Consider the following 25,528-nt stretch of genomic DNA (forward strand, 5'->3'; position numbering starts at 1 on the left):
TTCGACGGGCGGCCCGGACAGGCCCCGGAGCCGCCTGAGCGCCCCGACCCTGGCAACAGGCCCCGCTACAGCTTCCAGATCCGGCGGGCGTTCCCGGAGGCGAACTTGGCGCGCTCCTCTGCCGAGGCGCTCGCGATCAGCGCCTGCGTCGCGGCCATCCATTGTTCGAGCGAGGCGTTGAGCGTGACGACGGGACTGTCCGAGCCCCAGACAACGCGGTCCCAGCCGAACGCTTCGATGGTCTGTTCGACGTAAGGGCGCAGATGCTCGACCGTCCAGTCGGGCCCCGCATAGGCGCTGATGCCTGAGATCTTGGCATTCACGTTCGGCAGGACCGCAAGGCGGTCGAGGCCCCGGCGCCAGTCCTTCATGTCACCGCCGACGATGTCCGGAACGCCGCAGTGGTCGAGCACGAATTCGGTCGCCTCGCAGGCGCGCACCAGGTCCCGGGCAAGGTCGAGCTGGTCCGTCCGCACGCAGATATCGAACGGCAGGCCGACCGCGCCCAAGCGGCCCACGTTGGCCCTGAACCGCGCATCGCGGGACAGGTCGTCCGGCATCACGTGCAGCACCCGGCGGACCCCCTTGACGATGCGGCGGTCCAACCGGTCGAGAAAGGCGTCGAACCCCGCGTCCTCGGGCCGCGCGCCGGAAATCGCGCCCACCATGAGGCTGCCCGGGCGTTGCGCGACCTCGCCGATCATCTCGGTTTCGGCCAGGATGTCGGCAGGCGCACAGTCGTTTTCCATGTGCAGGACCGCCTCGATCCCGATCCGCCGCGCGATCTTCGCGTAGGCCTCGAAACTCCAGTCACGATCGAGCGCCCCGGCACCTTCGAGCCACGGGTAGGACAGGCGCGACTTGTCGACGAGGTGCAGGTGCGTGTCGATGAACATGAAGGCAGGCCTTTTGGGTGTCGGAACGGACGAGCAGGACAAGAAATATCAGTATTCCTTACTTGATATATCAAATCAATGCGGTCTAGGCGGTGACCCACCCCGACCCGCCAGCGCCCTCACGCGCGGCGCGCTGCCCGCAAGACAGCGTATCCGATTGAAACGCGACCTTTGCAGGCCGTTCGGCCAAACGATCTACGCCACCCCCCGAACCCGGTTCCCGCCCGAGCGAGGCCCCGTTTCATGATTCTGCTGGCGGCGGTCATATAGGTCTGCCTCTGTGGCGGAGAAATATCGTTTGAAAACAGGTGGCGAGATCTCGGCGCGGAACCGGGATTGCGGTCTTCGTCAGAAAGGATTGCCTCCCAAGGCCCGTATGGCGCTCGTCAGCGCGCGAAGCTGCCGTTCAGGCAGCGTGCGGCGAAGGTCGGCATCGAGCCCTTTGCCGGCAATCGTGTCATATGCTAGGGCAAACCATGCTTCGGACAGATCCCCAGCAGCTCATGCGAACCCCATTCATCTATAGAATGTTCGGGCCGCCGCAGTCGTCTCTTGAAATGCTCGTGCATGAACTGCCGCCACGCGACCCCGGTTCAATTCGCGTGAGAGTTTCACATGTGCCGGTCAACCCATCCGATCTCATACCGATCACAGGAGCCTATGCGCATCGGATATCGCTGCCGGGTGTGGCGGGATACGAAGGCGTCGGGCGTGTGGTCGAAGCTCCGGACGGTCTATCTCACATGGTCGGTCAGCGCGTCCTGCCTCTGCGGGGCGAAGGCACGTGGCAGACCTATGTCGATTGCCCCGCCCATCATGCAGTGGAGGTGCCCGACACGGTTCCAGACCTGGTTGCGGCGCGGGCATATATCAATCCTCTGGCCGCCGCCACGATGCTTCGGCTCTGGCCCGTCCGTGATAAGGTGGTCCTGCTTAGTGGTGCGGGATCAAGCTGTTCGGAACACTTGGGACGTTGGGCCATCCGTCAAAGAGCCAAGCGCGTCTTGGGGATCTATCGTTCGGAGTGCCGAAAGGATCGGTTGCACCGGGTAGGTATCGAACCGATCGCAGCATCCGATCTTGACGCCATTTCGAACGCCTCCGTCTCGGCCGACGTCGCCTTCGATGCCCTTGGTGGCGACATCGCAAGATGCGTGCTGGAACGGATGCGCGGGGAGACGGATTTTGTCGCCTACGGTCTTTTGTCGGGCAAGCCGGTCATGATCGGAGCAGAGATCAGAGCGCGATACCACCGGTTTCACATGCGCGATCACTTCTCGGTCCTGGCGGGCCAAGGCATGCAAACTGCATTCGCCCAGATCTGGCCGCTGCTGGCAGATGCCCCGCCGCCACCTCCAAGGGTTTTCCCGGCCCAAGAGTGGCGGGAGGCCCTATCGGAAGTCGAAAAGCCAGGTGGCCAGAAACCAATACTCGATCTGTCCAGCCTCACCCAACGAACGGCGGCTTCGTCCGCATAGCCGACGCTCGCGCCAGCCGCAGCAAAGGTCCGCTTCGGCTTAGACCGCCCGGTCAGAGGCGATGCTTCTGACGAAAAGGCCAAGACCATGTGGTGCTGTTCATCTGGATGACTGGTCGGGCTGAGAGGATTCGAACCTCCGACCCCCTGCTCCCGAAGCAGGTGCGCTACCAGGCTGCGCTACAGCCCGACCGTGGCGGCGTCCTATCCCCGCGAAGGCGCTTTGACAAGCCTAATCCGTATCGGTGCGCCGCGGCTCGGCGACCGGGGGCACGCGACCGGGCAGGCCGCGCAGGTGCGGGCGGGCACGGGCGGAGGGGGCATTGTCGGGCATCTCGCGCGGGATCGTGGGGGCGATCTCCTCTGGCAGGCGCAGGCGCAGGAAGGTGCCGGTGTCGATCCGCAGGCGGGTGCGCAGGACCGGCGTGGCGCTGTCCTGCGACCGGCTCTCGCGCAGCACGATGTAAAGGCCGCTCGCGATGATGATCGCCGCACCCAGCACCGTGGTGCCGTCCGGCGTCTCGCCGAAGAAGAGCACGCCGAAAAGCGTGGCCCAGAGGATCTGGCTGTACTGCATGGGGGCCACGATGACCGCTTCGCCCGCGCGGTAGGCGCCGATGACCAGCAGGCCCGCGGCGAAGGAGAAGACCGCGATGACCGCGGCCATGCCGATGTGTTCGATCGGCATGGGCCGATAGACGGTGCCCAGCAGCGCGCCCATGACGACGAAGTTGCCGACCAGCGGGAAGAGCATCAGCACCACGGGCCGCTCGTCCGCGCCGATCTTGCGCACGATGATCGAGGTCAGGGAGGAGCCTATGGCGGCGGCCATGGCGGCCGCGTGCCCCAGTTCCAGTTGCGTGCTGCCCGGGCGCAGGACGACCATGACGCCGGCCAGCCCCACGACCACGGCCAGGGCGCGGCGCAGGCGGACCCGCTCTCCCAGGATCGGGATGGCCAGGATCGTGATCAGCAGGGGCGAGGCGAAGAGGATCGCGTAGACCTGCGCCAGGGGCAGGACGCTGAACGCATAGAAGGCCGAGATCCCGGTCATGACGCCCGCCGCCGTCCGCAGGGCCATCCACCACGGGTGGTGTGGTCTGAGCGTGCCCGGCGTGGGGTCGCGCATCAGTTGCACCGTCGCCAGCGGAAACGAGAGCAGGACCGAGAAGAACACCACCTGGATCGGCGAATAGCTTCCCCCCAGCACCTTGATGAAGACATCATGCGTCGCGAAGATCGCGAAGGCGAGAAGCGCCAGAAGAGCGCCACGGGCGTTGGAGGACATCGGAGGTTTCCTGAAAGCGGGCCGGTCCTTGTTCGGACGCCGACCACCGACCGTCAAGGGCCGCGGCGCGGCGCGGCGGGATCCCCCCACCGCGCCGCGCGGGACATCTCAGAGGCTGGCGTCGAGCGCCGCCAGGATCCGGTCGCCCATCTCGCTGGTCGAGATCGGGGTACCGCCTTCGGGGCCCAGCAGGTCCGCGGTGCGCGCGCCATCGGCCAGCACGGTCTCGACGGCCTGTTCAAGCCGGTCCGCCTCGGTCCCGGCGTCGAAGGAATAGCGCAGCGCCATGGCGAAGCTCAGGATGCAGGCGATCGGGTTCGCCTTGCCCTGGCCCGCGATGTCGGGGGCGGAGCCGTGCACCGGCTCGTACAGGGCCTTGGGCCGCCCGTTGGCCATCGGCAGACCCAGCGAGGCGCTGGGCAGCATGCCGAGCGAGCCGGTCAGCATCGCGGCGGCGTCCGACAGAAGGTCGCCGAACAGGTTGTCGGTGACGATGACGTCGAACTGCTTGGGATTGCGCACCAGTTGCATGGCGCCGTTGTCGGCGTACATGTGGCTCAGCTCGACGTCCTGGTAGTCCTTCTGGTGCACTTCCGTGACGACCTGCCGCCAAAGGACACCCGATTCCATGACGTTGGCCTTCTCCATCGAGCAGACCTTGTTGCCGCGACGCCGGGCCAGCTCGAAGGCGGAACGGGCAACGCGGGCGATCTCGCTCTCGGTGTAGCGCTGGGTGTTGATGCCCACCCGCTCGTTACCTTCGGTGTGGATGCCGCGGGGGTCGCCGAAGTAGACGCCCGAGGTCAGCTCTCGGACGATCATGATGTCCAGCCCCGCAACGACGTCCCGCTTGAGCGAGGAGAAATCGGCGAGCGCGTCGAAGCATTGTGCCGGTCGCAGGTTGGAAAAGAGGTCCATCTCCTTGCGCAGGCGCAGCAACCCGCGTTCGGGCTTGAGGCTGAAGTCCAGGTCGTCGTATTGCGGGCCGCCGACGGCGCCCAGCAGGACGGCGTCCACCTCCTGCGCGCGGGCCATGGTGTCGTCGTGCAGCGGCGTGCCGTGGGCATCGTAGGCGCAGCCGCCCACCAGGTCCTCGGAGACGTCGAAGGGCATGTCGCGCTTGTCCCTGTACCAGCCGATGACGCGCTTCACCTCGGCCATGACTTCGGGGCCGATGCCGTCGCCGGCGAGGATCAGGAGGGACGGGGTCGACATCGCGCGGTTCCTTTGGTTTTGGCGTTTGCGATGGCGTAGCGTCAAGGCGGGGCGGGATCAAGTCAGCGGTGCAGATCGACCCAGACCAGCCGGTGCGGGCCCGCGTCCTGCACCGCCTGCGCAAGCGGGTCGCCGTCCGCGGGCCAGACGACGCCCGCGTCCAGCACGGTGAAGGCGCGCGACGGCAGCACGTAGGACACCCGCAGGTTGCCCGGTCCCTCGGTTTCCCAATCCGCGGTGTCGTGCGCGGGATCGCCCCGGTGGTCCGGATCCGCCGCGGCGCGCCCGCCCGCACTGGCGGGTCGGGGATCGACGAGGCGTGGATCGGCCAGGAAGGTCGCCATCGCCTCCGGATACCCCTCACCGTCGACGGGATCGAGGTTCGCATTTCCCAGGACGACCGCGCCCTCGGGCACACCGTCGTCCAGCAGATGGGACCAGAACCGCAGCTCGTCACGGTTGCGCAGCCCGTTGCGATCCTCGGGGCCATCGAAGACGGGGGGCGTCGCGGACCAGGCCAGCAAGGTGACCGCCCCGCCCGGCGCCAGCACCGGCACCACCCAGTGCCCGGTCGAGGACAGGCGCTGCACCGCCGCGATCTCCTCGGACCAGAGCGTGCCCGGAAGGCTGGCCCCCGGCAGATCCCGCCAAAGCAGCGCGGAGTGATCCTGTACCGCCGCCGCGTCGATCGGCCAGCGTGACAGGATGGCCATGCCGCTGTCGCCGCTGAACCGCCCGTAGCCTTGCGCGTCGCGCGCCTCTTCCAGCCGGCCATTGCCGTCCAGGTCCAGCCCCGTGGGCACGCCGGTGTTGGGCGGCAGCGCGAAGTGGTGGGGATAATCCAGCCGCGCGGCCAGCGCGGTCAGCCCAAGGTGGTCAAGGTCGTAATCCACGTCCGTCAGCAACAGGATATCGGGATCGGCGAAGGCCGTGATGTCGGCGACGGCGTCGATCTGGGCATCCCCGCGCCCGAGATCGCGCAGCATGAGCCCCGGACCCGCGCGCCCCAGCGGGGCGGCGAAGGTGGCGACGCGCACCGTCTCGGCCCCTGCGCCCGAGGCCAGGACCAGCGCGACGGACAGGATCAGGCCGGCAAGAGCCCCTCTGCCGCGGCCTTGCGATAGGCACGCTTGCGCTGCATGTGGATCATCTGCGCCACGCGGGTCAGCGCGATGCCGCGCATCAGCAGGCTTGCGGGAAGGAACGCCCATGCGGCCACCATCCAGATCATCGTCTGCGGATCGTCCAGCACGATCGGCATGCCGAACATCGAGACCATCTTGCCGACGGCCGGGATCAGGAATGGCAGAAGATACCCTAACACAAGGTTAACCTGGCCATCGCGCGACAGCCGGGCGACGACGTCACCGCCCCCGGTGGGGTCGAACATGGGCAGGTTGATCCAGACGTTGAAACTGTCGTTCCGGCGCGGCCAGCGGTTCCAGCGCAGCAGCACGATGAAGAACATGGTCGCCAGGATCGACATGAAGTAAGCCACTCCGGCCGCGGCGCGCAGAACCGCGAGCGTCTCCGGCGTGGTCGAGGGGGCCATCATCAGCAGGATCAGCCGGACCGGAGAGAACGGAAAGTCCAGCGAGTCGCCGATGCGGAAGGCTGCGGCCTCCACCAGCGAGACGAGGGCGGACCCATCGGCGTCGCTCATGGTCAGCGAGATGGTCAGCACCGTCACGAAGAGCGCCGCGAAGCGCAATCGGTTGAAGGGCGGGGCGCTGCGGAATTCGATGAAGCTGGGGCTGTCGACCGTGTATTCGACCACCGTGAAGATCGCGGCGAAGATCGCGACGAGCACCACGACGCTGCTGGCGCTGCCGCCCTGGGCGGGCAAGAGCAGGGTTGGCGTCGCCACGAGAGCCACGACGCAGACGGCGCGAGCCGCAGCCTTCAGCAGGGTTGTCTGCACTGCCAGTTCTTCCTTCACGCGGTCCGGAGCGATACATCGCCGCTCCTTTGTCCCGATGCGATGACCCGCAATCGTGGCGGGCTGCCTCAAATGTGCCACAATTCTGCCCATTTTGCGCCGGTACCGCAAGGTTCTGTTAACCCTTGGGAATTCAGTGCGGCGGTTTTAAGGAAGCAATGGTGCGCGATTGCAACCTTTTTGCGGCAAGATGATGGCCGATCGGGCGCGTATCACAAGATGATGGGGCCGGCGTGTGCCGACCCCATAGAAAGTGATCCCGATGTCCGGTTTTGCGCCGCGTCAGACCCAAGGACGCGCGGCACTGGCCTGCGCCTCGAAGTCGCGGATCGAGGCGGCCTTCTCCAGCGTCAGGCCGATGTCGTCAAGGCCGTTCATCAGGCAATGCTTCTTGAAGCTGTCGACCTCGAAGGTGAAGACCTCGCCGTCGGACGAGGTGATCGTCTGGGCTTCCAGGTCGATCTCGATCCGGGCGTTGGATCCCTTCTCGGCGTCGTTCATCAGCACGTCGACCTGGTCCTGCGGCAGCACGATCGGCAAGATGCCGTTCTTGAAGCAGTTGTTGTAGAAGATGTCGGCGTAGCTTGGCGCGATGATGCAGCGGATGCCGAAATCCTTGATCGCCCAGGGCGCGTGCTCGCGGCTCGACCCGCAGCCGAAGTTGTCGCCCGCCACGAGGATCTCCGCGTCGCGGTACTGCGGCTGGTTCAGCACGAAATCGGGGATCTCGTTGCGGTCGTCGTCGTAACGCATCTCGTCGAAGAGGTTCACGCCCAGCCCTTCGCGCTTGATCGTCTTCAGGAACTGCTTGGGGACGATCATGTCGGTGTCGACGTTGATCAGCGGCAAGGGGGCCGCGACCCCGGTGAGCTTGTCGAACTTGTCCATTACATCATCTCCCGCACGTCGGTCAGGTGCCCGGTGATCGCCGCGGCGGCGGCCATCTGGGGGCTCATCAGGTGGGTGCGACCGCCGCGGCCCTGTCGGCCTTCGAAGTTGCGGTTGGAGGTCGCGGCACAGCGCTCGCCGGGCGAGAGCTGGTCGGGGTTCATCGCAAGGCACATCGAGCAGCCCGCAAGGCGCCATTCGAAACCGGCCTCCTTGAAGATGTCTGCCAGGCCCTCTTCCTCGGCCTGCGCCCGCACGAGGCCGGAGCCGGGCACGACCATCGCGCGTTTCACGGCGATCTTCTTGCCCTTCAGGACCTCTGCCGCGGCGCGCAGATCCTCGATCCGGCCGTTGGTGCAGGAGCCGATGAAGACCGTGTCGATCTCGATCCGGTCCAGCGGCGTGCCCGAGGTCAGCCCCATGTATTCGAGGCTGCGCTTGGCCGCACCCACCTTGCCGCCCTGGAAATCCTCGGGCGCGGGAACGCTTGCGGTGATCGGCAGAACGTCCTCGGGCGAGGTGCCCCAAGTCACGACCGGGGCGATGTCTTCGCCCTTGAGCGTGATGACCTTGTCCCAATGGGCGTCGTCGTCGGAATAGAGCGTCTTCCACCACTCCATCGCCGCTTCCCACTGACCGCCCTTCGGCGCGTGGGGACGGCCCTTGCAATACTCGAACGTCTTCTCGTCGGGCGCAATGAGCCCTGCGCGCGCGCCGCCTTCGATCGCCATGTTGCAGACCGTCATGCGGCCTTCCATGGACAGATCGCGGATCGCCTCGCCGCAGTACTCGATGACGTAGCCGGTGCCGCCCGCGGTGCCGGTCGCGCCGATGACGGACAGGGTGATGTCCTTGGCCGTCACACCGGGGCGCAGCTTGCCCGTGATCTCGACCTTCATGTTCTTGGACTTCTTCTGGATCAGCGTCTGGGTGGCGAGCACGTGCTCCACCTCCGACGTGCCGATGCCATGCGCCAGCGCGCCGAAGGCACCGTGGGTCGCGGTGTGGCTGTCGCCGCAGACCACGGTCATGCCGGGCAGGGTCCAGCCCTGCTCCGGCCCCACGATGTGCACGATGCCCTGCCGGACGTCGGAGACGGGATAGTAGTGAATGCCGAAATCGGTCGCGTTCTTGTCCAGCGCCTCCACCTGGATCTTGCTCTCGGGGTTCTCGATCCCCTTGGCGCGGTCCAGCGTGGTGGGCACGTTGTGATCGGGCACCGCGATGGTCTTGTCGGGCGCGTGCACCGTGCGGCCGGTCATGCGCAGACCCTCGAAGGCCTGCGGGGACGTCACCTCGTGCACCAGGTGGCGGTCGATATAGAGAAGGCAGGTGCCGTCGTCGGCCTCGTGGGCGACATGGGCATCCCAGATTTTATCGTAAAGCGTCTTGGGGGACATCGGTCCTCTCCCGTGGTTGTACTGTGCGGAAACATGCGGAAGGGTGGACGCGCGCAGGCGTCCCGCGCCTCATAGGTGGGCGAGAATCGTGCGGTCGGCGCCGAAGAACCGCCAGGGCAGTCGCGCGCGGTCGTCCATGTCGAAGATCATCGTCATGCGGGCGGAATATACCTGCACCCCTTTCCCCGCAAGAGAAACGTAAAGCGGGCGGGCCTTCGTGGCATGGCGCCGCCTTTCCGACCTTGCGGCAGATCCGGGCGCCCCATGCCGCGTGGCGCTTGTTCCGGGATGCCCCGGCTTCTAACCTGTGCCTGTCCGACACCTGGGAGGGACATGGCGATAGAAACGGATCTGTTCGACAGCGTCGAGGTCGAGGACGCCCCCCTGGGGGAGATGCTGGGCGTGGGCCTCGACCTCGTGCAGCAGGCCGAGGTCTTCGTGGCTTCCCTCTGGCGGCCATGGATCGGCTACCAGGTGCTGATCGTGCTGGCGCTCTTCGCCCTCGCACAACTGGGCCGTGCCGTGATCGGCCCCCGCTACCGCACCTGGATCAAGGAGCGCGAAGGCTGGCCGATGTGGCGCATCCGCTGGGCGCTGGTGATCCACAAGCGCCTGCGGCTGATCCTCTTCGTCCTTCTGATCTGGATGACGATCCTGGTGATGCAGCAGATCACCTGGCACAGCCGCAGCTACCTGCTGGAGATCATCGGAAACCTGTCCACCGCCTGGCTGGTGGTGGCGCTGACGACGCGGCTGATCGGCAACCCCCTTTTGCGCAGCTTCCTGCGCTACGTCCTCTGGGGCTGGATCACCCTGCGCATCCTCGGCCTGACGGAGGCCTTCGCCACCCTGATGGACAGCCTCGCCTTCCACATCGGCGAGGTGCGGTTCTCCCTGTTGATCCTGTTTCAGGCGCTTCTGGTCATCGGGGCGCTCTGGGCCATCGCGCGGTTCCTTTCGCGCACCGCGACGGGGCGGATCCAGGGCAATGCCGACATCAGCCCCTCGATGCAGGTACTGGCGGTCAAGGCGATGCAGATCGCGCTCTACGGGCTGGCGGTCTTCATCGGGCTCAAGGTCATCGGGATCGACCTCACCGGCCTCGCGGTGCTGTCGGGCGCCATCGGCGTGGGCCTGGGCTTCGGCCTGCAGAAGGTCGTCTCGAACCTCGTCTCGGGCGTCATCATCCTGCTCGACAAGTCGATCAAGCCCGGCGACGTCATCAGCCTGGGCGAGACCTTCGGCTGGATCAACGCGCTGGGTGCCCGCTACGTCTCGATCACCACGCGCGACGGCAAGGAATACCTGATCCCCAACGAGGACCTGATCACCGGCCAGGTGGTCAACTGGTCCCATTCCAACGAGTTCGTCCGGCTCGACATCCATTTCGGCACCGCCTACGCCGACAACCCCCACGAGGTCCGCCGCATCGCGATCGAGGCCGCACAGGGCGTCGACCGGGTCCTGTCCAGCCGTCCGGCGGTCTGTCACATCGTGGGTTTCGGCGACAGCAGCATCGACTACATCCTGCGGTTCTGGATTTCCGACCCGACCGGAGGGCTGACGAACATCCGCGGCAACGTCTACCTCGCGTTGTGGGATGCCTTCGCCGAGAACGACATCTCCATCCCGTTCCCGCAGCGCGAGGTGAAGGTTCTCAGCGGGTCGCACCTTGCGATGGAAAAGGATGCAAAGTCCGATATTTAGGCCGATCACGAAATCGCGATCCCGGGGGTCGGAATAAAGGTAGCCGTGACGTAACGTCGCGATATAACGCTGAGTGGTGAAACAACTTTAAGGGGTGGGCCGGTTAGATGGCGACGACTTTCAATACGAAATCTCTGTTCAAGGCGGGCGCGGTAGCGACGCTGATGATGGGCGTCTCGCACGGGGCGATGGCGCAAAGCGTCGTCTTTTAGGATGACAACACGGATACCGCCGCAGGCGCGACCGCTGGTGGCGCAGACGCGACCGCTGGCGGAAGCGACGCCTCTGCGGACGGTGCGGGATCCATCGCGATCGGGAACGATTCGAATGCGACTGGCGTAGACGCGGTCGCGATCGGCGGCGACGACGAAGGCACAGGCGCACAAGCCTTGGGCAACTCGACCACCGCGGTGGGCGGCGAAAGCGTGGCGGAAAACCCCGGCGACAGCGCCTTCGGTTGGCAGTCCAGCGCCACGGGCGACCGTTCCACCGCGCTCGGCCACCAGACAAGCGCCATCGGCGAGCAGTCGGTCGCCGTGGGCGAAGATGCCTCGGCCACCGGTGACAGCGCCATCGCCATCGGCGGCAACAACGCCAACGAGGACGGCGAGGTCGGCGACGGCACGGGCGCCACGGCCAACGGCAACGATGCCGTGGCCATCGGTGCGGCGGCCGTCGCAGAAGGCAATTCCACCACCGCCGTCGGCGGGGAAAGCGTGGCCAACCAGCCGGGCAACACCGCATTGGGCTGGCAGTCCAGCGCCACGGGCGCCTTCTCCAACGCCCTGGGTCACCAGTCGACCGCCAGCGGTGCGCAGGCGATTGCCATCGGTGAGGACTCCGTCGCGGACGACGAGGGCGCGATCGCGATCGGCGGCAACGACGACAACGGTCAGGATGCCGGCGCGAACGCGTCGGGCGTCGATGCGATCGCGATCGGCGCAGGCTCTGTCGCGGACGGAAACTCCACCGTCGTCGTGGGCGGCGAATCGAGCGCGACGACCCCCGGCTCCACCGCGCTGGGCTGGCAGGCTGTCGCCAGCGGCGCGATGGGCACCGCGGTCGGTCACCAGACCACGGCCTCCGGCGCGCAATCCTTCGCGGGTGCGGAGGATGCGGTCGCCTCTGGCGTGAACGCCATCGCAATCGGTAACACCGCCGTCGCAAGCGGCGCGGACGGTGTGGCCATCGGCGGCAACCGCGACGGTGAAGACGGTCGCGCCACGGAAGCCTCCGGTGCCTCCTCGACCGCCATCGGTGGCCAGTCCATCGCGACGGAAGCAGGCACCACGGCCATCGGCTGGCGTTCGGAAGCGACGGGCGTGCGCTCGCAGGCCTTCGGTCACCTGGCCGATGCGAACGGCGACTTCTCGCTCGCCGTGGGTGAGGCGGCGCGTGCCGACACCAGCAACGACATCGCCATCGGCAACGGCTCCATCGCGACTGGCGGCGACGCGCTTGCCATCGGCGGCAACCGCAACGCGGGCGAGGACGGCGCGTCCTTCACCACGGCGACCGGCCCCTCGACCACCGCGGTCGGTGGCCAGGCCACCGCGACCGGTCCGGGTGCCACCGCCATCGGCTGGCGCTCCGTCGCCACGGCGGAGCGGGCGCAGGCCTTCGGTCACCTGGCCACGGCCACCGGAGAGCGGTCCCTCGCCGTCGGTGAAGCGGCCAATGCGGCCAGCGACAACGCCACCGCGATCGGCAACCTGGCGGTTGCGGACGGCATCGACGCGCTGTCGATCGGTGATGCGGCGGAAACCTCCGGTCCGTCGACCACGGCCGTCGGTGGCGAATCCTTCGCCAGCGGTCCCGGCGCCACGGCCATCGGCTGGCAGTCCACCGCCAGCGCCGAGCGGGCGCAGGCCTTCGGTCACCTGGCCACGGCGAGCGGTCTCCGCTCGACCGCGGTCGGTGAAGCGGCCACCGCGTCGGGCGCGCGGGCGCTCGCCTTCGGCAACCAGAGCGTGGCATCCGGCGACAACTCCATCGCGATCGGCAACCAGGCGCGGGCGACCCGCGACAACCAGGCCGTCATCGGCACCAGCGTGCACACCTACACGCTGCCCGGCATCGCCTCGGACGCCAGCCGCGATGCGCAAGGCGACGACGTGCGCTTCGTGACCGCCGACGCGGACGGCAACCTGGCCACGGTGGAAAGCGGATCGGTCAACGACTTCATGTCGATCGTCGCGAATGCCTCCCAGGACATCGCCGACATGCAGACTGGGATCACCGCCAACTCTGCAGCGATCGCCGGCAACAGCCGCGAGATCGCGGACAACCGCGACGGTATCGCGATGGCGATGGCGCTCGAGGTGCCCTACGTGGCCCCCGACGCGCAATACGCCGTGTCCGGTGGCCTGGGCTTCTTCGACGGAGCGAAGGCCTTCGCAATGTCGGGCGCCTACCGGGTCGATGCCAACACGCAGATCGACGCGGGCGTGACCTACGGGTTCGACCGCAACAAGGTCGGCGGCCGCGTGGGTGTCACCTACTCGTGGTAAGCCGCACCTCGTTCAAACGCCTTGCAGCGCCGTGGATCCTGTCCACGGCGTTTGCCTCTTTCGCACTGCTGCCCGCGGGTCCCGTCCGCGCGCAATTGTCCGCGGATATCGAACCGTCCTTCGCGACGGCGCTGGTGCGCGACGCGCTCGCGGCGCTGAACCAGGCCAACGTGACGGGCAACTACACGGTCCTGCGCGACTACGGCGCTCGCGGTTTCCGCGAGGCCAACGACCCCACCGACCTTGCCGCCGCCTTCGCCCGCCTGCGGGCCGAGCGCTTGAACCTGATGCAGGCGCTGATCGTCGCCCCCCGGTTCCGCAACTCCAGCCTGTCGCTAGACCGGTCGGTCATGCGCCTGTCTGGCGTGGTACCGGTGCAGGGCCAGGGGATCGACTTCGACATGGAATTCCGGCTGGAGAACAACGCCTGGCGCCTGCAGGGCGTCTCGGTCGGTCCGGCCGCCGCTCCTGCCCCGCCACCCGCCTCCGCACCGCCGCCCGGGGGCGAAGGGGCGGAGACCCCCGATCCCGAGGCCCCCGACACGGTCGGGGACGACCAGGAATGAGGCAATCTTCCCGGTCATTCAGCAACAACCCGCCGCTTGCGCGCGCGGGTTTCGTTGAAATGACACACGGGCGTGTCTAGGTTGGTGTCAGGCCCATGCACCGGGGCCTTGCCAAGCCGGTGCCTTGAACCGGAGGACGATGCACTGTCTCTTTCCACCCCGGCGGCTTCCCCCGCCAACCCCAAGGCGCAGCGCGTGACGGCGGCGACCTACGACAGCGACCAGCTGCTCGACGCCATCCTGACATCGCTGGACGACGACAAGGCTGAGGAGGTCGTCAAGATCAACCTGCGCGGCAAGTCCGAGATGGGCGACTGGATGGTCATCGCCAGCGGACGCTCCACCCGACAGGTCTCCGCCATGGCAGAGAAGCTGACCGACCGGCTGAAACAGCGCTTCGGCGTCATCTCAAAGATGGAAGGCAAGGACATCGGCGACTGGGTCCTGATCGACACCGGCGACGTGATCGTCCACCTGTTCCGCCCCGAAGTGCGCGAGTTCTACCAGCTCGAGAAGATGTGGATGCCCGGCGCGGACGCAAGCCCCGCGGGATGAAGCTGAGCGTCTGCGCCGTGGGGCGGCTGGCCCCGCGGTCCGAGGAGCGCAGCCTGACCGACGATTACATGGCGCGCTTCGCCCCCGCCGCCCGTCGGCTGGGTTGGGGCCCTTTGACCGAAACCGAGGTCGAGACCCGCAAGGTGCAGGGCATGGCCGCCGAGGCCGCCGAGTTGCGGCGCATCCTGCCGCCGGGTGCCGTGATCGTGGCCCTCGACGAGCGCGGCAAACCCATGAGCTCCCCCGATTTCGCCGGGCGGCTGCGCGACTGGGGCGACCAGGGGCGCGACGTGGCCTTCGTGATCGGCGGTGCAGACGGGATCGATCCCGCCCTGCGCGCCGAGGCGGACCTGCTCTTGTCCTTCGGCAAGATGGTCTGGCCGCACAAGCTGGTCCGCGTGATGCTCGCCGAACAGATTTACCGCGCCGCGACGATCCTGACGGGCTCTCCCTATCACCGCGAATGACGGCGCCCCGACCGGGCGCCCCGCGCGTGACCAGCGTCGCGTCGTGAGTTTATTTAGCCAGATGAAGCAGGGGGGCGGTTTTCGGTGGACGCGCCCTGCGCTAGGTATCCGCCCAAAGGAGACCCGCCATGCCCTCGAACTCGCCCGTGCCGAAACCCGTCGTCCTGTGCATCCTGGATGGTTGGGGCGACCGTGACGTGCGCGAGGCGAACGCGCCCGCGCTGGCACAGACGCCGCATTTCGACCGGATCGCGCAGGCGGGCCCGCGCGCGCAGCTGACCACCCATGGCCCGGAAGTAGGCCTGCCCAGCGGACAGATGGGCAACTCCGAGGTGGGGCACACCAACATCGGCGCGGGCCGGGTCGTGGCGATGGACCTGGGCCAGATCGACCTGGCGATGGAGGACGGCTCCTACGCCGATCAGACCGCCCTGCGCAATTTCATCGAGGCGCTGCAGGCCAGCGGCGGGCGCGCACACCTGATGGGCGTCGTCTCGGACGGGGGCGTGCACGGGCATATCGACCACATGGTGACGACGGCGAAGGTGTTGTCGGACGCCGGGATCCCGGTCGTCATCCACGCGATCACGGACGGGCGAGATGTCGCCCCGCGGTCCGGGGCGGGCTTCATGGCGGACCTTGTCGCGCGGTTGCCCAAGGACGTCACGATCGCCACCGTGACGGGCCGCTACTACGCGATGGACCGCGACACCCGGTGGGAACGGGTCGAGACCGCCTACGACGCCGTGATCCGTGCGACAGGACCGCGCGCCGACGATCCCGTCACCGCGATCGAGGCCGCCTACGCCCGCGACGTCACAGACGAGTTCCTGCCCGCCACGGTCATCGGCGATTACGCGGGCCCGCGGCCGCAGGACGGGCTCTTTTGCCTCAACTTCCGCTCCGACCGCGCGCGAGAGATCCTGGACGCGATCGGCAATCCCACCTTCGACGGCTTCGCCCGCGACCTGCCGGTCTTCGCCGCACGGCTGGGCATGGTGGAATACTCGGAGGCGCACAACGGCTGGTACGATACCGTCTTTCGCAAGCGCGACATCGTCAACACGCTGGGGGCCTGGGTCGCATCCCACGGGCGCACGCAGTTCCGCCTGGCCGAGACCGAGAAATATCCCCACGTCACCTTCTTCCTCAACGGCGGCAAGGAGACGCCCGAGCCCGGCGAGGACCGGTTCATGCCCAAGTCCCCCAAGGTCGCGACCTACGACCTGCAGCCCGAGATGTCCTCGGTCGCGGTGACCGACGCGCTCGTCGAGGCCATCGAGAAACGCTACGACCTGATCGTCGTGAACTACGCCAATCCCGACATGGTCGGCCATACCGGCGATCTGAAGGCGGCGATCGCGGCCTGCGAGGCGGTGGACCGCGGTTTGGGCCGCGCGCTGGAAGCACTGGAAGCGGCGGGCGGCGCGATGGTGGTCTGCGCCGATCACGGCAACTGCGAGGTCATGGTCGATCCCGAGAGCGGCGGCCCGCACACCTCCCATACGCTCAACAAGGTGCCGGTGATCCTCGTCGGCGGGCCGCAGGGGGCCCGGTTGCACGACGGACGGCTCGCCGATCTCGCGCCGACGCTGCTGTCGCTGATGCAGCTCGACCCCCCGGCGGAGATGACCGGGCAGAGCCTGATCGACTGATGCGCCGTCTCGCCGCGATCCTGTGCCTGTGGGCCGGGCTGGCTCAGGCCCAGGCCCAGACCGCCACGCCCGCCGAGGCGGCCGAGGCCGCGGCGGCACGGCTGGCGCAAGCACGCCTGCAACTGGACGCCGCGGGATCGGGCCGCAACCGGGTCGAGGCGCTGACCGAAGTGGTGCGCGCCTACGAGGACGGCCTTGTCGCCCTGCGCGACGGTCTGCGCCGGGCCGCGATCCGGGCCGACACGCTGGAACTGCAACTCGATGCGCGGCAGGAGGAGGTCTCCCGCCTGCTGGGCGTGCTGGCCTCTCTCGGCGATGCGCCCGCGCCCCTCTTGCTACTGCATCCCACGGGTGCGCTGGGCACGGCCCGGTCCGGCATGATGGTGGCGGACGTCACACCGGCGCTGCAGGCACAGGTCAGCGACCTGTCGGCCACGCTGGAAGAGCTTTCCGACCTGCAAACCCTGCAGGAGGCCGCGCTCGAAACCGTCTCCGACGGGTTGCGCGGCGCGCAGGAGGCGCGCGCGGCGCTTTCGGCGGCGATCGCGGATCGCACCGACCTGCCGCTGCGCTTCAGCGACGATCCGGTGCAGACCGCCCTGCTTCTGGCCAGCACCGAGACGCTGGACGCCTTCGCCACCGGCCTGGCGGAGGCTTTCGACACCGGGGATGCCGCCCCGGAGCTTTCCGCGACCGGCGATCTTCCACTGCCGGTGCAGGGACGCCTGCTGCGCGCCGCGGGCCAGCCCGACGCCGCGGGCGTGGTCCGGCCCGGCGTCATCCTCGCCGCCCGCCCGCGCGCGCTCGTCACGACGCCCGTGCCCGCCACGCTCCTGTTCCGCGGCCCCCTGCTGGATTACGGCAACGTGGTCATCGTGGAGCCCGCGCAGGACGTGCTCTTCGTCATCGGCGGCCTGGGCGAGGTCTACGGCGAGGTGGGCCAGGTCCTGCCCGCGGGCGCGCCCTTGGGTCTTCTGGGCGGAGAGACGCCGACCCCTGACGCGATTTTGACCGGATCTGAGGGCGCCGGCGGCTCTGCGGCAACCCAGACCCTTTATCTTGAGGTCAGGGACGGGCAAGGTCCCGTTGACCCCGCGACATGGTTCGCGCTGGACCAAGGATAGGTAGGATATGAAAAAGCTGTTGATGGCCGCGGCAAGCGGGACGGTTGTCGGACTCCTGGCGACGACGCAACTTGCGGGCCCGGTGCTCGCCCAGTCGTCCGAAGGCGACGGCAACATCTATCAGCAGTTGGACCTGTTCGGCGACATCTTCGAACGGATCCGCCAGGGCTACGTCGAGGACGTCAACGACAAGGAACTGATCGAGGCCGCGATCAACGGCATGCTGACCTCGCTCGACCCGCATTCGTCCTACCTGTCCGAGGACGACGCCGCCGACATGCGCGTGCAGACGCGCGGCGAGTTCGGCGGCCTGGGGCTGGAGGTCACGCAGGAAGAAGGCTGGGTGAAGGTCGTCTCTCCGATCGACGGGACGCCCGCGGCGGCGGCCGGCATGATGTCGGGCGATTACATCACCGCCGTCGATGGCGAAAGCCTGATGGGCCTCACCCTGGACGAAGCGCTGGAATTCCTGCGCGGACCCGTAGGTTCGGAGGTCGTCATCACCGTCGTCCGCGAGGACGAGGTCGAACCGTTCGACGTCTCGATCATCCGCGACACCATCAAGCTGACGGCCGTGCGCGCCCGCACCGAAGGCCAGGCCGTCGTGCTGCGCGTCACCACGTTCAACAGCCAGACCTTCCCCAACCTCGAAGAGGGGCTGGCCGAGCAGCTCGAAGCCGCGGGCGGGATAGAAAACGTCGACGGTATCGTGCTCGACCTGCGCAACAATCCCGGCGGCCTGCTGAACCAGGCGGTCTTCGTCTCCGACGCCTTCCTCGACGAAGGCGAGATCGTCTCGACCCGGGGACGCGGGACGCGGGACAGCGACCGGTTCAACGCCACCGAAGGCGACCTTGCACAGGGGCTGCCGATCGTCGTGCTGATCAACGGCGGCTCGGCTTCCGCGTCCGAGATCGTCGCAGGCGCGCTGCAGGACCACCGCCGCGCCATCGTCGTGGGCACCAAGAGCTTCGGGAAGGGATCGGTCCAGACCGTCGTGCCGCTCCAAGGCAACGGGGCGATGCGCCTGACCACCGCGCGCTACTACACCCCATCGGGCCGCTCGATCCAGGCGCTGGGCATCTCGCCCGACATCATCGTCGAACAGCCGCGCCCGGCGGACATCGACCCCGAGGCGGAGGAGGAAGAGAACGACCGTCCCGCCCGGACCGAGGCGATGCTGCGCGGGGCCCTGAACAACGACAGCCTGTCCGACGACGAGATCGACCAGATCGAGGAAGACCGCGCCCGTGCGGAAGCCGCCGCACAGCTGCGCGAAGAGGACTACCAGCTGGCCTATGCCATCGACATCCTCAAGGGCCTGCAGGCCTTGGGCGGCGAACAGGTCGGGCTGATCGCCGACTCGGAATGAACTGACGCGCGCCGCGCCCCTCGCGGGCGGCGCGGTTTCGCAGGATCGGGCCGCGTGGGCAGGGGTCAGACGATCTCGTGGCCCGCCTGCACGATCCGCTGCGCCAGATGCGCGATATGCGCAGGCCCCACTTCGCAGCAGCCGCCGACGATGGTGGCGCCCGCCTCGATCCAGCGCATCGCGTGATCGGCGTAGGCCTCCGGCGACAGGTCCCGGCTGGTCAGCGCGGCCACGGTCGGCTTGTCCTCTAGGAACTCGGACGTGATCTTGACGAATCCGTTGGCGTAGGCGCCGAAGGGCAGGCCCCCTTGCGCGAGGATCGGCAGCGCATCGTGGATCGCCTCCGGCGCCGAGCAGTTCACTAGGAGCGCCTCCGCACCGCGGGCCACCGCCAGCACCTCGGCCAGCGACTCGCCCGAGCGCAGCCGGGTGCCGTCCCGGTCGTCCACGGTCATCGCCAGCCACACGGGACGCTTCGCCGCCTGCGCGCCTTCGAGGATCGCACGCGCGTGGGCGACGGACGCGATGGTCTCGCACAGGATCAGGTCGCAACCCGTCATCTGCGCGGCATTCTCGGCGTAGAGGGCCACGGCCGCGTCATGGGCGGGATGCAGCTCGGGGCGGTAGCTTGCGCCAAGCGGCCCGATGCTGCCCGCGATCCGGCCCGAGCCGTGGGCCTCGCGGGCGGCCTCGGCCTCGGCCAGCGACAGGGCGTGCAGCTTGGCGTAGGCCCCCTCCTGCGGGGTGCCTGCCAGACGGTCGTGGTGGATCGCGTAGCTGTTCGTCGTGGCCACCGTCGCGCCGGCGGCGAAATAATCCGCGTGGATCCGCTGCACGAGGCCGGGATGGTCGATCATCACCTGCGTGCCCCACAGCGGCGTCGGGGCTTCGGGCGCGCGGTGGGTCAACTCCTGTCCCATGCCGCCGTCGAGTAGGGTGATCTGTGCCATCGGACGGTCCTTTCGTGTTTCGAGGTTGCGCTTACCACCGCGGCACGGGCGATCAAGCCCGCAAGAGCGGCGGGCCGAATTTGAGGTTTGCACCGGCAGGACTTTTCCCGCACCCTGCGGCAAGACACCGCAAGGACACGACAAATGCGCGATTTCCACCAGCCGGGCCGCTCGGCCACCTTCGCCACCAACGGCATGTGCGCGACCTCGCATCCGCTGGCCGCGAAGGTCGCGATCCAGACGCTCGAGGCCGGTGGCAACGCTGTCGATGCGGCGATCGCGGGGGCGGTCCTGCTGGGCATCTGCGAGCCGCAGATGACCGGCATCGGGGGCGACTGCTTCGTGCTGCTGACCCCGCCGGGCGAGGACCGGATCGTCGCGCTCAACGGGTCGGGGCGGGCGCCCGCGGCCTTCTCGGCGGCGGATCTGCGCGGTCAGGGGCTGACGGCGATCCCCACGGGAAGCGCGCATGCGGTCACCATCCCCGGCGCGATCGACGCCTTCTGCCGCTTGTCGAAGGACTGGGGCCGGATCGGCCTTGCGGCCACGCTCGCCCCCGCGATCCACTACGCCGAGGCGGGCGTCCCCGTGGCCCCGCGCGTCGCCTCGGACTGGGCGATGGACATGGACACCTTGCAGGGCGTGGCGCGCGACGACTTCCTGCTGGACGGCACGGCCCCGCAGGTGGGCCAGGTCTTCCGCGCGCCCAAGCAGGCCGAAGCGCTGCGCCGCATCGCGATGGAGGGCCGCGCGGGTTTCTACGAAGGCGAGGTGGCCGAGGACATGGTCGCGGCCTTGCGCGCGGCGGGCGGCACCCACACGCTGGAGGATTTCGCCTCCCACGCGGCGACCTACGGCGATCCGATCCAGGGGACCTACGGCGGGCTCGACCTCTTCGAGCATCCGCCGAACGGGCAGGGCGCCACGGCGATCCTCTTGCTGAACATCCTCAAGCAATTCGACCTCGGCTCGATGGATCCTTACGGCGCCGCCCGCGCGCATATCGAGGCGGAGGCCACCAAGCTTGCCTACGACGCCCGCAACCGCTTCCTGTCGGACCCCGACCACGTGACGCGGCTGGACCACATGCTGTCCGACAGGACCGCCCAGGCGCTCGCCGCCCAGATCGACCCGAAACGCGCGCAATCGCCCAGGCGTCCGACCGTCGAAGCGGTGCACAAGGACACGATCTACATCACCGTCGTGGACCGCGACCGGATGTCGGTGTCGCTGATCTACTCGATCTTCCACGGCTTCGGGTCCGGGATCGGCACGGACAAGTTCGGCATCCTGATGCAGAACCGTGGCGCGGGCTTCAGCCTGGCCGAGGGCCATCCCAACGAAGGCGCGCCGGGAAAGCGGCCCATGCACACGATCATCCCCGGCATCCTGCAACAAGGCGGGCGCACTCTGATGCCCTTCGGTGTCATGGGCGGGGCCTACCAGTCGACCGGCCACGCGCGTTTCGTCAGCAACCTCACCGATTTCGGCATGGACCCGCAGACGGCCATCGACGGGCCGCGGGTCTTCTCGGACACCGACGGCCTTCGGGTGGAGAACGGCTATTCCGACGCGGTGAAGGCGGAGCTGTCAAACATGGGCCACGAGGTGATCGCCCCGCCCACGGCCATCGGCGGCGCGCAGGCGATCCGCATTCACGACAGCGGCGTGCTGGAAGGGGCGTCCGATCCGCGCAAGGACGGCTGCGCGCTGGGCTACTGAGGCGTCACAGGCCAACCCCGCCCCGGCCGTGAGCCTGGGCCGCGCCTTTATCCCCGCATCACCGGGCCAAGATCAGTTCAGCTGGACCTGCAACGGGTAGGACCCGTCCTCGAACGGTCCGAACAGGTCGGGCACATCCGGGTGTTCCACCGGTTCGCCGGAATAATCCGCGATCAGGTTCTGTTCGGACACATAGGCCACGTAGAAGCTGCGATCGTTTTCCGCCAGCAGGTGGTAATAGGGCTGATCCTTGGCGGGGCGGCTGTCCTCGGGGATCGCCTCGTACCAGGCGTCGGTGTTGGAAAACGTCGGATCGACGTCGAAGACCACGCCTCGGAACGGGTGCTTGCGGTGCTTCACGACCTGGCCGAGGTAATATTTCGCGCGCGTCTTGTACATGAAATCAGCCCTTTCGTCCTTGTTCCTAATCGAAATACCGCGTCGAAGTCCACTAGCCACGCCCGGGAGGAACCGAAACAGTTTGTTATCTTTCGCCCCCGATCGGCATCAACTCGCGCGTCGATGCAACAGGCGACCCCCGGCTGCGCCTGCCCCGTTCCCAACCGCGCCGGAATTGGCTAGGCTGGGGACAATTACAAACAAGAAGCGAGAGGCATATGAGCAGTATCCTTCGCGCGCTGGTGTTACTCGTGGTCCTGGGCAGCTGTGGCGCCCGGGAGTATTCCGCACCGCGCGATCTCGAAAACGCCTGCGCGATCCTGAGCGAGCGTCCCGAATACCGGCGCGCGTTCAAGGCGGCAGAGCGCAAGTACGGCGTCCCGATGCCGGGCATGATGGCAATGATCTACCAGGAGAGTAAGTTCATCGGCAACAACCGCCCGCCGCATCAATACGCGCTGGGGGTCATTCCCATCGGTCGGCAATCTTCCGCGCTGGGCTACAGCCAAGCGCTCGACGGCACCTGGGAGGAATACCAGAACGAGGTCGGCGGTCGCCGGTCCCGGCGCGAGGATATCCACGACGCCGCGGACTTCATGGGCTGGTACATGACCAAGACCGTCGCCGAGACGGGCGTGTCGATGTACGATATCCGCAACCAGTATCTGGCCTATCACGACGGGCGCTCGGGCTTCAAACGCGGCACCTGGCGAAGCAAGGGCTGGCTGATCCGCGTCGCCGGAGAGGTCGAGCAACGCGCCCTGCTCTATGATGCGCAACTGCGCGGCTGCGGCAAGCGGTGACGAAAAAGCCCCGCACGCGATCTGCGTGCGGGGCTTTCATCACTTAAGGTGATCCGCTTACTTCTTGGCGTTGGCGCCGATGAACCAGGCGTCCTTGTCCAGCGCGCGGCTGATCTCGACGAACAGGTCCTCGGTATCCGCGTCACCCGCTTCGTCCGCGTCCGATGCACCCTGACGAATCGAGGCGCCGACGCTGAGGAAGCGTTCCTGCAGTTCGACGACATGCGCGTCGAGGTCCGTCAGCTCGACCGGGTAGGCCTTCATCTTGGCGCGGTCGGCGGCGACTTCGAGCGTGCCGCGGGCGTAGCCGCCCAGGATCACGGTGCGCTCGGCGATGGTGTCGATCCCCTTCAGCAGGCGGGCGGACACACCGTCGAGCAGCTCGTGCACGCCGATGAAACCGTCACCCTTGAGGTTCCAGTGCGCCTGTTTCACGGCCATCTGGAGGGCCTGCATCTCGACCAGGTTGTCGTTGAGGATGTTGATGACTTTTTCGCGGGTCTGGCCGTCGAGGCCTGCGACGAATGCTTCGGGCATGAATGTCTCCTGTCTTTTTTCGCAAATTGCGTGCGCCTCTCAATGCACTCCCCCCCATGCAGGTTCCGTGCCGCGCTACCCGTTTGCGGCGGCGCGTTATCGCATGTCCGGGGCACGGGCGCTTGGATGCGTGGCATCGCACCCTATCTGAGGGTCAACTCGAACGAAGGTTAGACCATGAACAGACGCACGCTTCTTATGTCGGCCGCCGCCCTGGCGCTCGTCGGCGGCACGGCCCAGGCCCAGCAACTCTCTCTGGGGGCCGTGTCCAGCTACCTCAACGGGCTGACGACCGCGACCAGCGGCTTCACCCAGATCAACGGCGACGGCACGATCTCGACCGGTCAGCTCTACATCAAGCGGCCCGGACGGATCCGGTTCGAATACAACGCCCCCGACAACAGCCTCGTGATGGCCGGTGGCGGGTCGGTCGCGGTCTTCGATCCCCGCTCCAACGCGGGCGTCGAGCGCTACCCGCTGAACCAGACGCCGCTGTCGATCATCCTTGCGCGTAACGTGGATCTCACGCGGGCGCGGATGGTGACGGGTCACACCTCGGACGGGACCACGACGACGATCACGGCGCAGGACCCCGATCACCCCGAGTACGGCAACATCCAGATGGTGTTCTCGGCCAACCCGACAGAGCTGCGACAGTGGATCGTCACCGACAACGTGGGCGAGCAGACGACCGTGATCCTCAACGGATTGCAGCCCGGCGGGTCGATTTCCGACCGGCAGTTCAACATCCAGGCCGAGACCGCATCCCGCGGCGGCTGATCAGCGCGCGGCGCGGACCCAGTCGGCCAGCACGACCCGGTCCGCGTCCGACAGCTCCGTGATGTTCCCCGGCGGCATCGCGTGGCTCACGGCGGCTTGGGTGTAGATCTCGGGCGCGTGGTGCGCGATGTCGGCCGCGGTTTCCAGGTGCACCCCCTTCGGCGCCCAGCGGATGCCGGGCCAGACCGGCTCTCGCGCATGGCACATCGAACACCGGCCCTGCACGATCTGTGCGGCCTCCTCGAACCCCGCGGCTTCCGCGAACCGCTCTTCCTGCGCGGTCAGGTCGCGGGCCTGCGATTGCTCGTAGGTGTCGTGACCCGGAAAGGTCGAGAGCCACGCCATGAGGATGAAGATCACCACCGTCGCGGCCCATGTCCAGGACGGCTTGCCGCTGCGCGCATGCATCGAGTTGAAGTAGTGCCGGATCGTCACCCCCAGCAGGAACACCAGCGCCGCGATGATCCAGGCGTACTGCGTCCCGAAGGCCAGCGGGTAGTGATTCGACAGCATCAGGAAGATCACCGGCAAGGTCAGGTAGTTGTTGTGGGTCGAGCGCAGCTTGGCGATCTTGCCGTACTTGGGATCGGGTTTGCGCCCTGCCTTCAGGTCGGCCACCACGACCCGCTGGTTCGGCATGATGATCAGGAACACGTTCGCCGTCATGATCGTCGCGGTGAAGGCGCCCAGGTGCAAGAGCGAGGCGCGCCCCGAAAAGACCTGGTTGTAGCCCCAGCTCATCGCGACCAGCAGCACGAACAGCAGCCCCATCAGCGCGGTCGGGTGCTCCCCCAATCGGGATTTGCAGGCGGTATCGTAGACGAGCCAGCCCAGGGTCAGCGACGCGGCGGAGATCAGCACCGCCTGCCAGACGCTCAAATCCGCCCGCGCGGGGTCGATCAGGTAAAGCTCGGCCCCCGCCCAGTAGACCACCATCAGCAGGGCGGCCCCCGACAGCCAGGTGGCGTAGCTCTCCCACTTGAACCAGGTCAGGTGGGCGGGCATCGCGTCGGGCGCCACGAGGTATTTCTGGATGTGGTAGAACCCGCCGCCGTGGACCTGCCATTCCTCGCCGTCGGCGGGGCCCGCGATATCCCGGTTCAGCCCCAGGTCCAGCGCGATGAAATAGAACGACGACCCGATCCAGGCGATGGCCGTGATGACATGGGTCCAGCGGACGGCGAAGGCCAGCCACTCCCAAAGGATCGCCATGTCATACATCTCGTTTTCCCTGTCTTGTTTCCCGGGCCACGGTATAAATCCCGCAACCTGCAGGAA

At 67.5% G+C, this 25,528-nt stretch carries 24 protein-coding genes, 1 tRNA gene and 1 pseudogene; 13 read left to right on the forward strand and 13 right to left on the reverse strand.

What is annotated here, in order from left to right; all coding sequences use genetic code 11:
* Positions 1–65: 65 nt before the first annotated feature.
* Complete coding sequence (locus EU805_RS02575) at positions 66–896, reverse strand: amidohydrolase (RefSeq protein ID WP_129762377.1); 831 nt, start codon at positions 894–896, stop codon at positions 66–68.
* Positions 897–1,372: 476 nt separating this feature from the next.
* On the opposite strand from EU805_RS02575, the gene EU805_RS02580 reads away from it, so the two are divergent.
* Complete coding sequence (locus tag EU805_RS02580) at positions 1,373–2,374, forward strand: zinc-dependent alcohol dehydrogenase family protein (RefSeq protein ID WP_242494031.1); 1,002 nt, start codon at positions 1,373–1,375, stop codon at positions 2,372–2,374.
* A gap of 112 nt (positions 2,375–2,486) precedes the next feature.
* Here EU805_RS02580 and EU805_RS02585 read toward each other — a convergent pair.
* From EU805_RS02585 to EU805_RS17565, 8 genes are all read right to left on the reverse strand, one after another.
* Positions 2,487–2,563, reverse strand: a tRNA-Pro gene (locus tag EU805_RS02585).
* 42 nt (positions 2,564–2,605) lie between these two features.
* Positions 2,606–3,661 carry a DMT family transporter gene (locus EU805_RS02590; RefSeq protein WP_129762378.1) on the reverse strand — a complete coding sequence of 352 codons (1,056 nt, stop codon included), beginning with the start codon at positions 3,659–3,661 and terminating at the stop codon, positions 2,606–2,608.
* A gap of 108 nt (positions 3,662–3,769) precedes the next feature.
* Positions 3,770–4,876 carry a 3-isopropylmalate dehydrogenase gene (leuB, locus tag EU805_RS02595; RefSeq protein WP_129762379.1) on the reverse strand — a complete coding sequence of 369 codons (1,107 nt, stop codon included), beginning with the start codon at positions 4,874–4,876 and terminating at the stop codon, positions 3,770–3,772.
* Between the two features lie 62 nt (positions 4,877–4,938).
* Positions 4,939–5,913: an endonuclease/exonuclease/phosphatase family protein gene (locus EU805_RS02600; RefSeq protein ID WP_242494032.1), complete on the reverse strand. Its 975-nt coding sequence runs from the start codon at positions 5,911–5,913 to the stop codon at positions 4,939–4,941.
* 47 nt (positions 5,914–5,960) lie between these two features.
* Positions 5,961–6,797 carry a hypothetical protein gene (locus EU805_RS02605; RefSeq protein ID WP_242494033.1) on the reverse strand — a complete coding sequence of 279 codons (837 nt, stop codon included), beginning with the start codon at positions 6,795–6,797 and terminating at the stop codon, positions 5,961–5,963.
* Between the two features lie 300 nt (positions 6,798–7,097).
* Complete coding sequence (leuD, locus tag EU805_RS02610) at positions 7,098–7,703, reverse strand: 3-isopropylmalate dehydratase small subunit (RefSeq protein ID WP_129762380.1); 606 nt, start codon at positions 7,701–7,703, stop codon at positions 7,098–7,100.
* Positions 7,703–9,103 carry a 3-isopropylmalate dehydratase large subunit gene (gene leuC, locus EU805_RS02615; protein ID WP_129762381.1) on the reverse strand — a complete coding sequence of 467 codons (1,401 nt, stop codon included), beginning with the start codon at positions 9,101–9,103 and terminating at the stop codon, positions 7,703–7,705. The genes leuD and leuC overlap by 1 nt, the downstream gene beginning before the upstream one ends.
* Before the next feature lie 69 nt (positions 9,104–9,172).
* Entirely contained in the window at positions 9,173–9,280 is a 108-nt protein-coding gene (locus EU805_RS17565) for an isopropylmalate isomerase (RefSeq protein ID WP_207208052.1), read from the reverse strand.
* 156 nt (positions 9,281–9,436) lie between these two features.
* Here EU805_RS17565 and EU805_RS02625 point away from each other — a divergent pair, with 156 nt between their 5' ends.
* From EU805_RS02625 to EU805_RS02665, 9 genes and pseudogenes are all read left to right on the forward strand, one after another.
* A complete protein-coding gene (locus EU805_RS02625) occupies positions 9,437–10,810 on the forward strand; it encodes a mechanosensitive ion channel family protein (protein ID WP_129762382.1) in 1,374 nt (457 codons plus the stop codon).
* A gap of 296 nt (positions 10,811–11,106) precedes the next feature.
* Positions 11,107–11,163, forward strand: a pseudogene (locus EU805_RS17905) (hypothetical protein); the annotation flags it as partial.
* Between the two features lie 36 nt (positions 11,164–11,199).
* A complete protein-coding gene (locus EU805_RS02635) occupies positions 11,200–13,320 on the forward strand; it encodes a YadA-like family protein (protein WP_129762383.1) in 2,121 nt (706 codons plus the stop codon).
* Positions 13,314–13,886, forward strand: a complete 573-nt coding sequence (locus EU805_RS02640; protein ID WP_129762384.1) for a hypothetical protein — start codon at positions 13,314–13,316, stop codon at positions 13,884–13,886. Before EU805_RS02635 ends, EU805_RS02640 begins: the two co-directional genes overlap by 7 nt.
* 108 nt (positions 13,887–13,994) lie before the next feature.
* Positions 13,995–14,441: a ribosome silencing factor gene (rsfS, locus tag EU805_RS02645; RefSeq protein WP_207208067.1), complete on the forward strand. Its 447-nt coding sequence runs from the start codon at positions 13,995–13,997 to the stop codon at positions 14,439–14,441.
* On the forward strand, positions 14,438–14,908 hold the full coding sequence (gene rlmH, locus EU805_RS02650) for a 23S rRNA (pseudouridine(1915)-N(3))-methyltransferase RlmH (RefSeq protein ID WP_129762386.1): 471 nt from the start codon (positions 14,438–14,440) through the stop codon (positions 14,906–14,908). The genes rsfS and rlmH overlap by 4 nt, the downstream gene beginning before the upstream one ends.
* A gap of 128 nt (positions 14,909–15,036) precedes the next feature.
* Complete coding sequence (gene gpmI / locus EU805_RS02655; protein ID WP_129762387.1) at positions 15,037–16,563, forward strand: 2,3-bisphosphoglycerate-independent phosphoglycerate mutase; 1,527 nt, start codon at positions 15,037–15,039, stop codon at positions 16,561–16,563.
* On the forward strand, positions 16,563–17,687 hold the full coding sequence (locus tag EU805_RS02660) for a murein hydrolase activator EnvC (protein WP_207208053.1): 1,125 nt from the start codon (positions 16,563–16,565) through the stop codon (positions 17,685–17,687). The genes gpmI and EU805_RS02660 overlap by 1 nt, the downstream gene beginning before the upstream one ends.
* A gap of 7 nt (positions 17,688–17,694) precedes the next feature.
* On the forward strand, positions 17,695–19,059 hold the full coding sequence (locus EU805_RS02665) for a S41 family peptidase (RefSeq protein ID WP_129762388.1): 1,365 nt from the start codon (positions 17,695–17,697) through the stop codon (positions 19,057–19,059).
* Positions 19,060–19,124: 65 nt separating this feature from the next.
* On the opposite strand, the gene EU805_RS02670 is transcribed toward EU805_RS02665, so the two are convergent.
* Complete coding sequence (locus tag EU805_RS02670) at positions 19,125–20,009, reverse strand: homocysteine S-methyltransferase family protein (protein WP_129762389.1); 885 nt, start codon at positions 20,007–20,009, stop codon at positions 19,125–19,127.
* Between the two features lie 144 nt (positions 20,010–20,153).
* Here EU805_RS02670 and EU805_RS02675 point away from each other — a divergent pair, with 144 nt between their 5' ends.
* Positions 20,154–21,731: a gamma-glutamyltransferase family protein gene (locus tag EU805_RS02675; protein ID WP_129762390.1), complete on the forward strand. Its 1,578-nt coding sequence runs from the start codon at positions 20,154–20,156 to the stop codon at positions 21,729–21,731.
* Positions 21,732–21,803: 72 nt separating this feature from the next.
* Here the strand turns inward: EU805_RS02675 and hspQ are convergent, their stop codons facing one another.
* A complete protein-coding gene (gene hspQ / locus EU805_RS02680) occupies positions 21,804–22,130 on the reverse strand; it encodes a heat shock protein HspQ (protein WP_129762391.1) in 327 nt (108 codons plus the stop codon).
* Between the two features lie 218 nt (positions 22,131–22,348).
* On the opposite strand from hspQ, the gene EU805_RS02685 reads away from it, so the two are divergent.
* Positions 22,349–22,933, forward strand: a complete 585-nt coding sequence (locus EU805_RS02685; protein WP_129762392.1) for a transglycosylase SLT domain-containing protein — start codon at positions 22,349–22,351, stop codon at positions 22,931–22,933.
* A gap of 57 nt (positions 22,934–22,990) precedes the next feature.
* On the opposite strand, the gene dps is transcribed toward EU805_RS02685, so the two are convergent.
* Positions 22,991–23,470, reverse strand: coding sequence for a DNA starvation/stationary phase protection protein Dps (gene dps, locus EU805_RS02690; RefSeq protein ID WP_129762393.1), 480 nt, complete (start codon positions 23,468–23,470; stop codon positions 22,991–22,993).
* Positions 23,471–23,647: 177 nt separating this feature from the next.
* Here dps and EU805_RS02695 point away from each other — a divergent pair, with 177 nt between their 5' ends.
* Positions 23,648–24,250, forward strand: coding sequence for an outer membrane lipoprotein carrier protein LolA (locus tag EU805_RS02695; RefSeq protein ID WP_129762394.1), 603 nt, complete (start codon positions 23,648–23,650; stop codon positions 24,248–24,250).
* Here EU805_RS02695 and EU805_RS02700 read toward each other — a convergent pair whose 3' ends face one another.
* Positions 24,251–25,471: a urate hydroxylase PuuD gene (locus EU805_RS02700; protein ID WP_129762395.1), complete on the reverse strand. Its 1,221-nt coding sequence runs from the start codon at positions 25,469–25,471 to the stop codon at positions 24,251–24,253. It abuts the gene before it with no gap.
* Between the last annotated feature and the right edge of the window lie 57 nt (positions 25,472–25,528).

The sequence above is a fragment of the Salipiger sp. IMCC34102 genome, from assembly GCF_004145405.1.
Taxonomy (GTDB): Bacteria; Pseudomonadota; Alphaproteobacteria; order Rhodobacterales; family Rhodobacteraceae; genus Loktanella.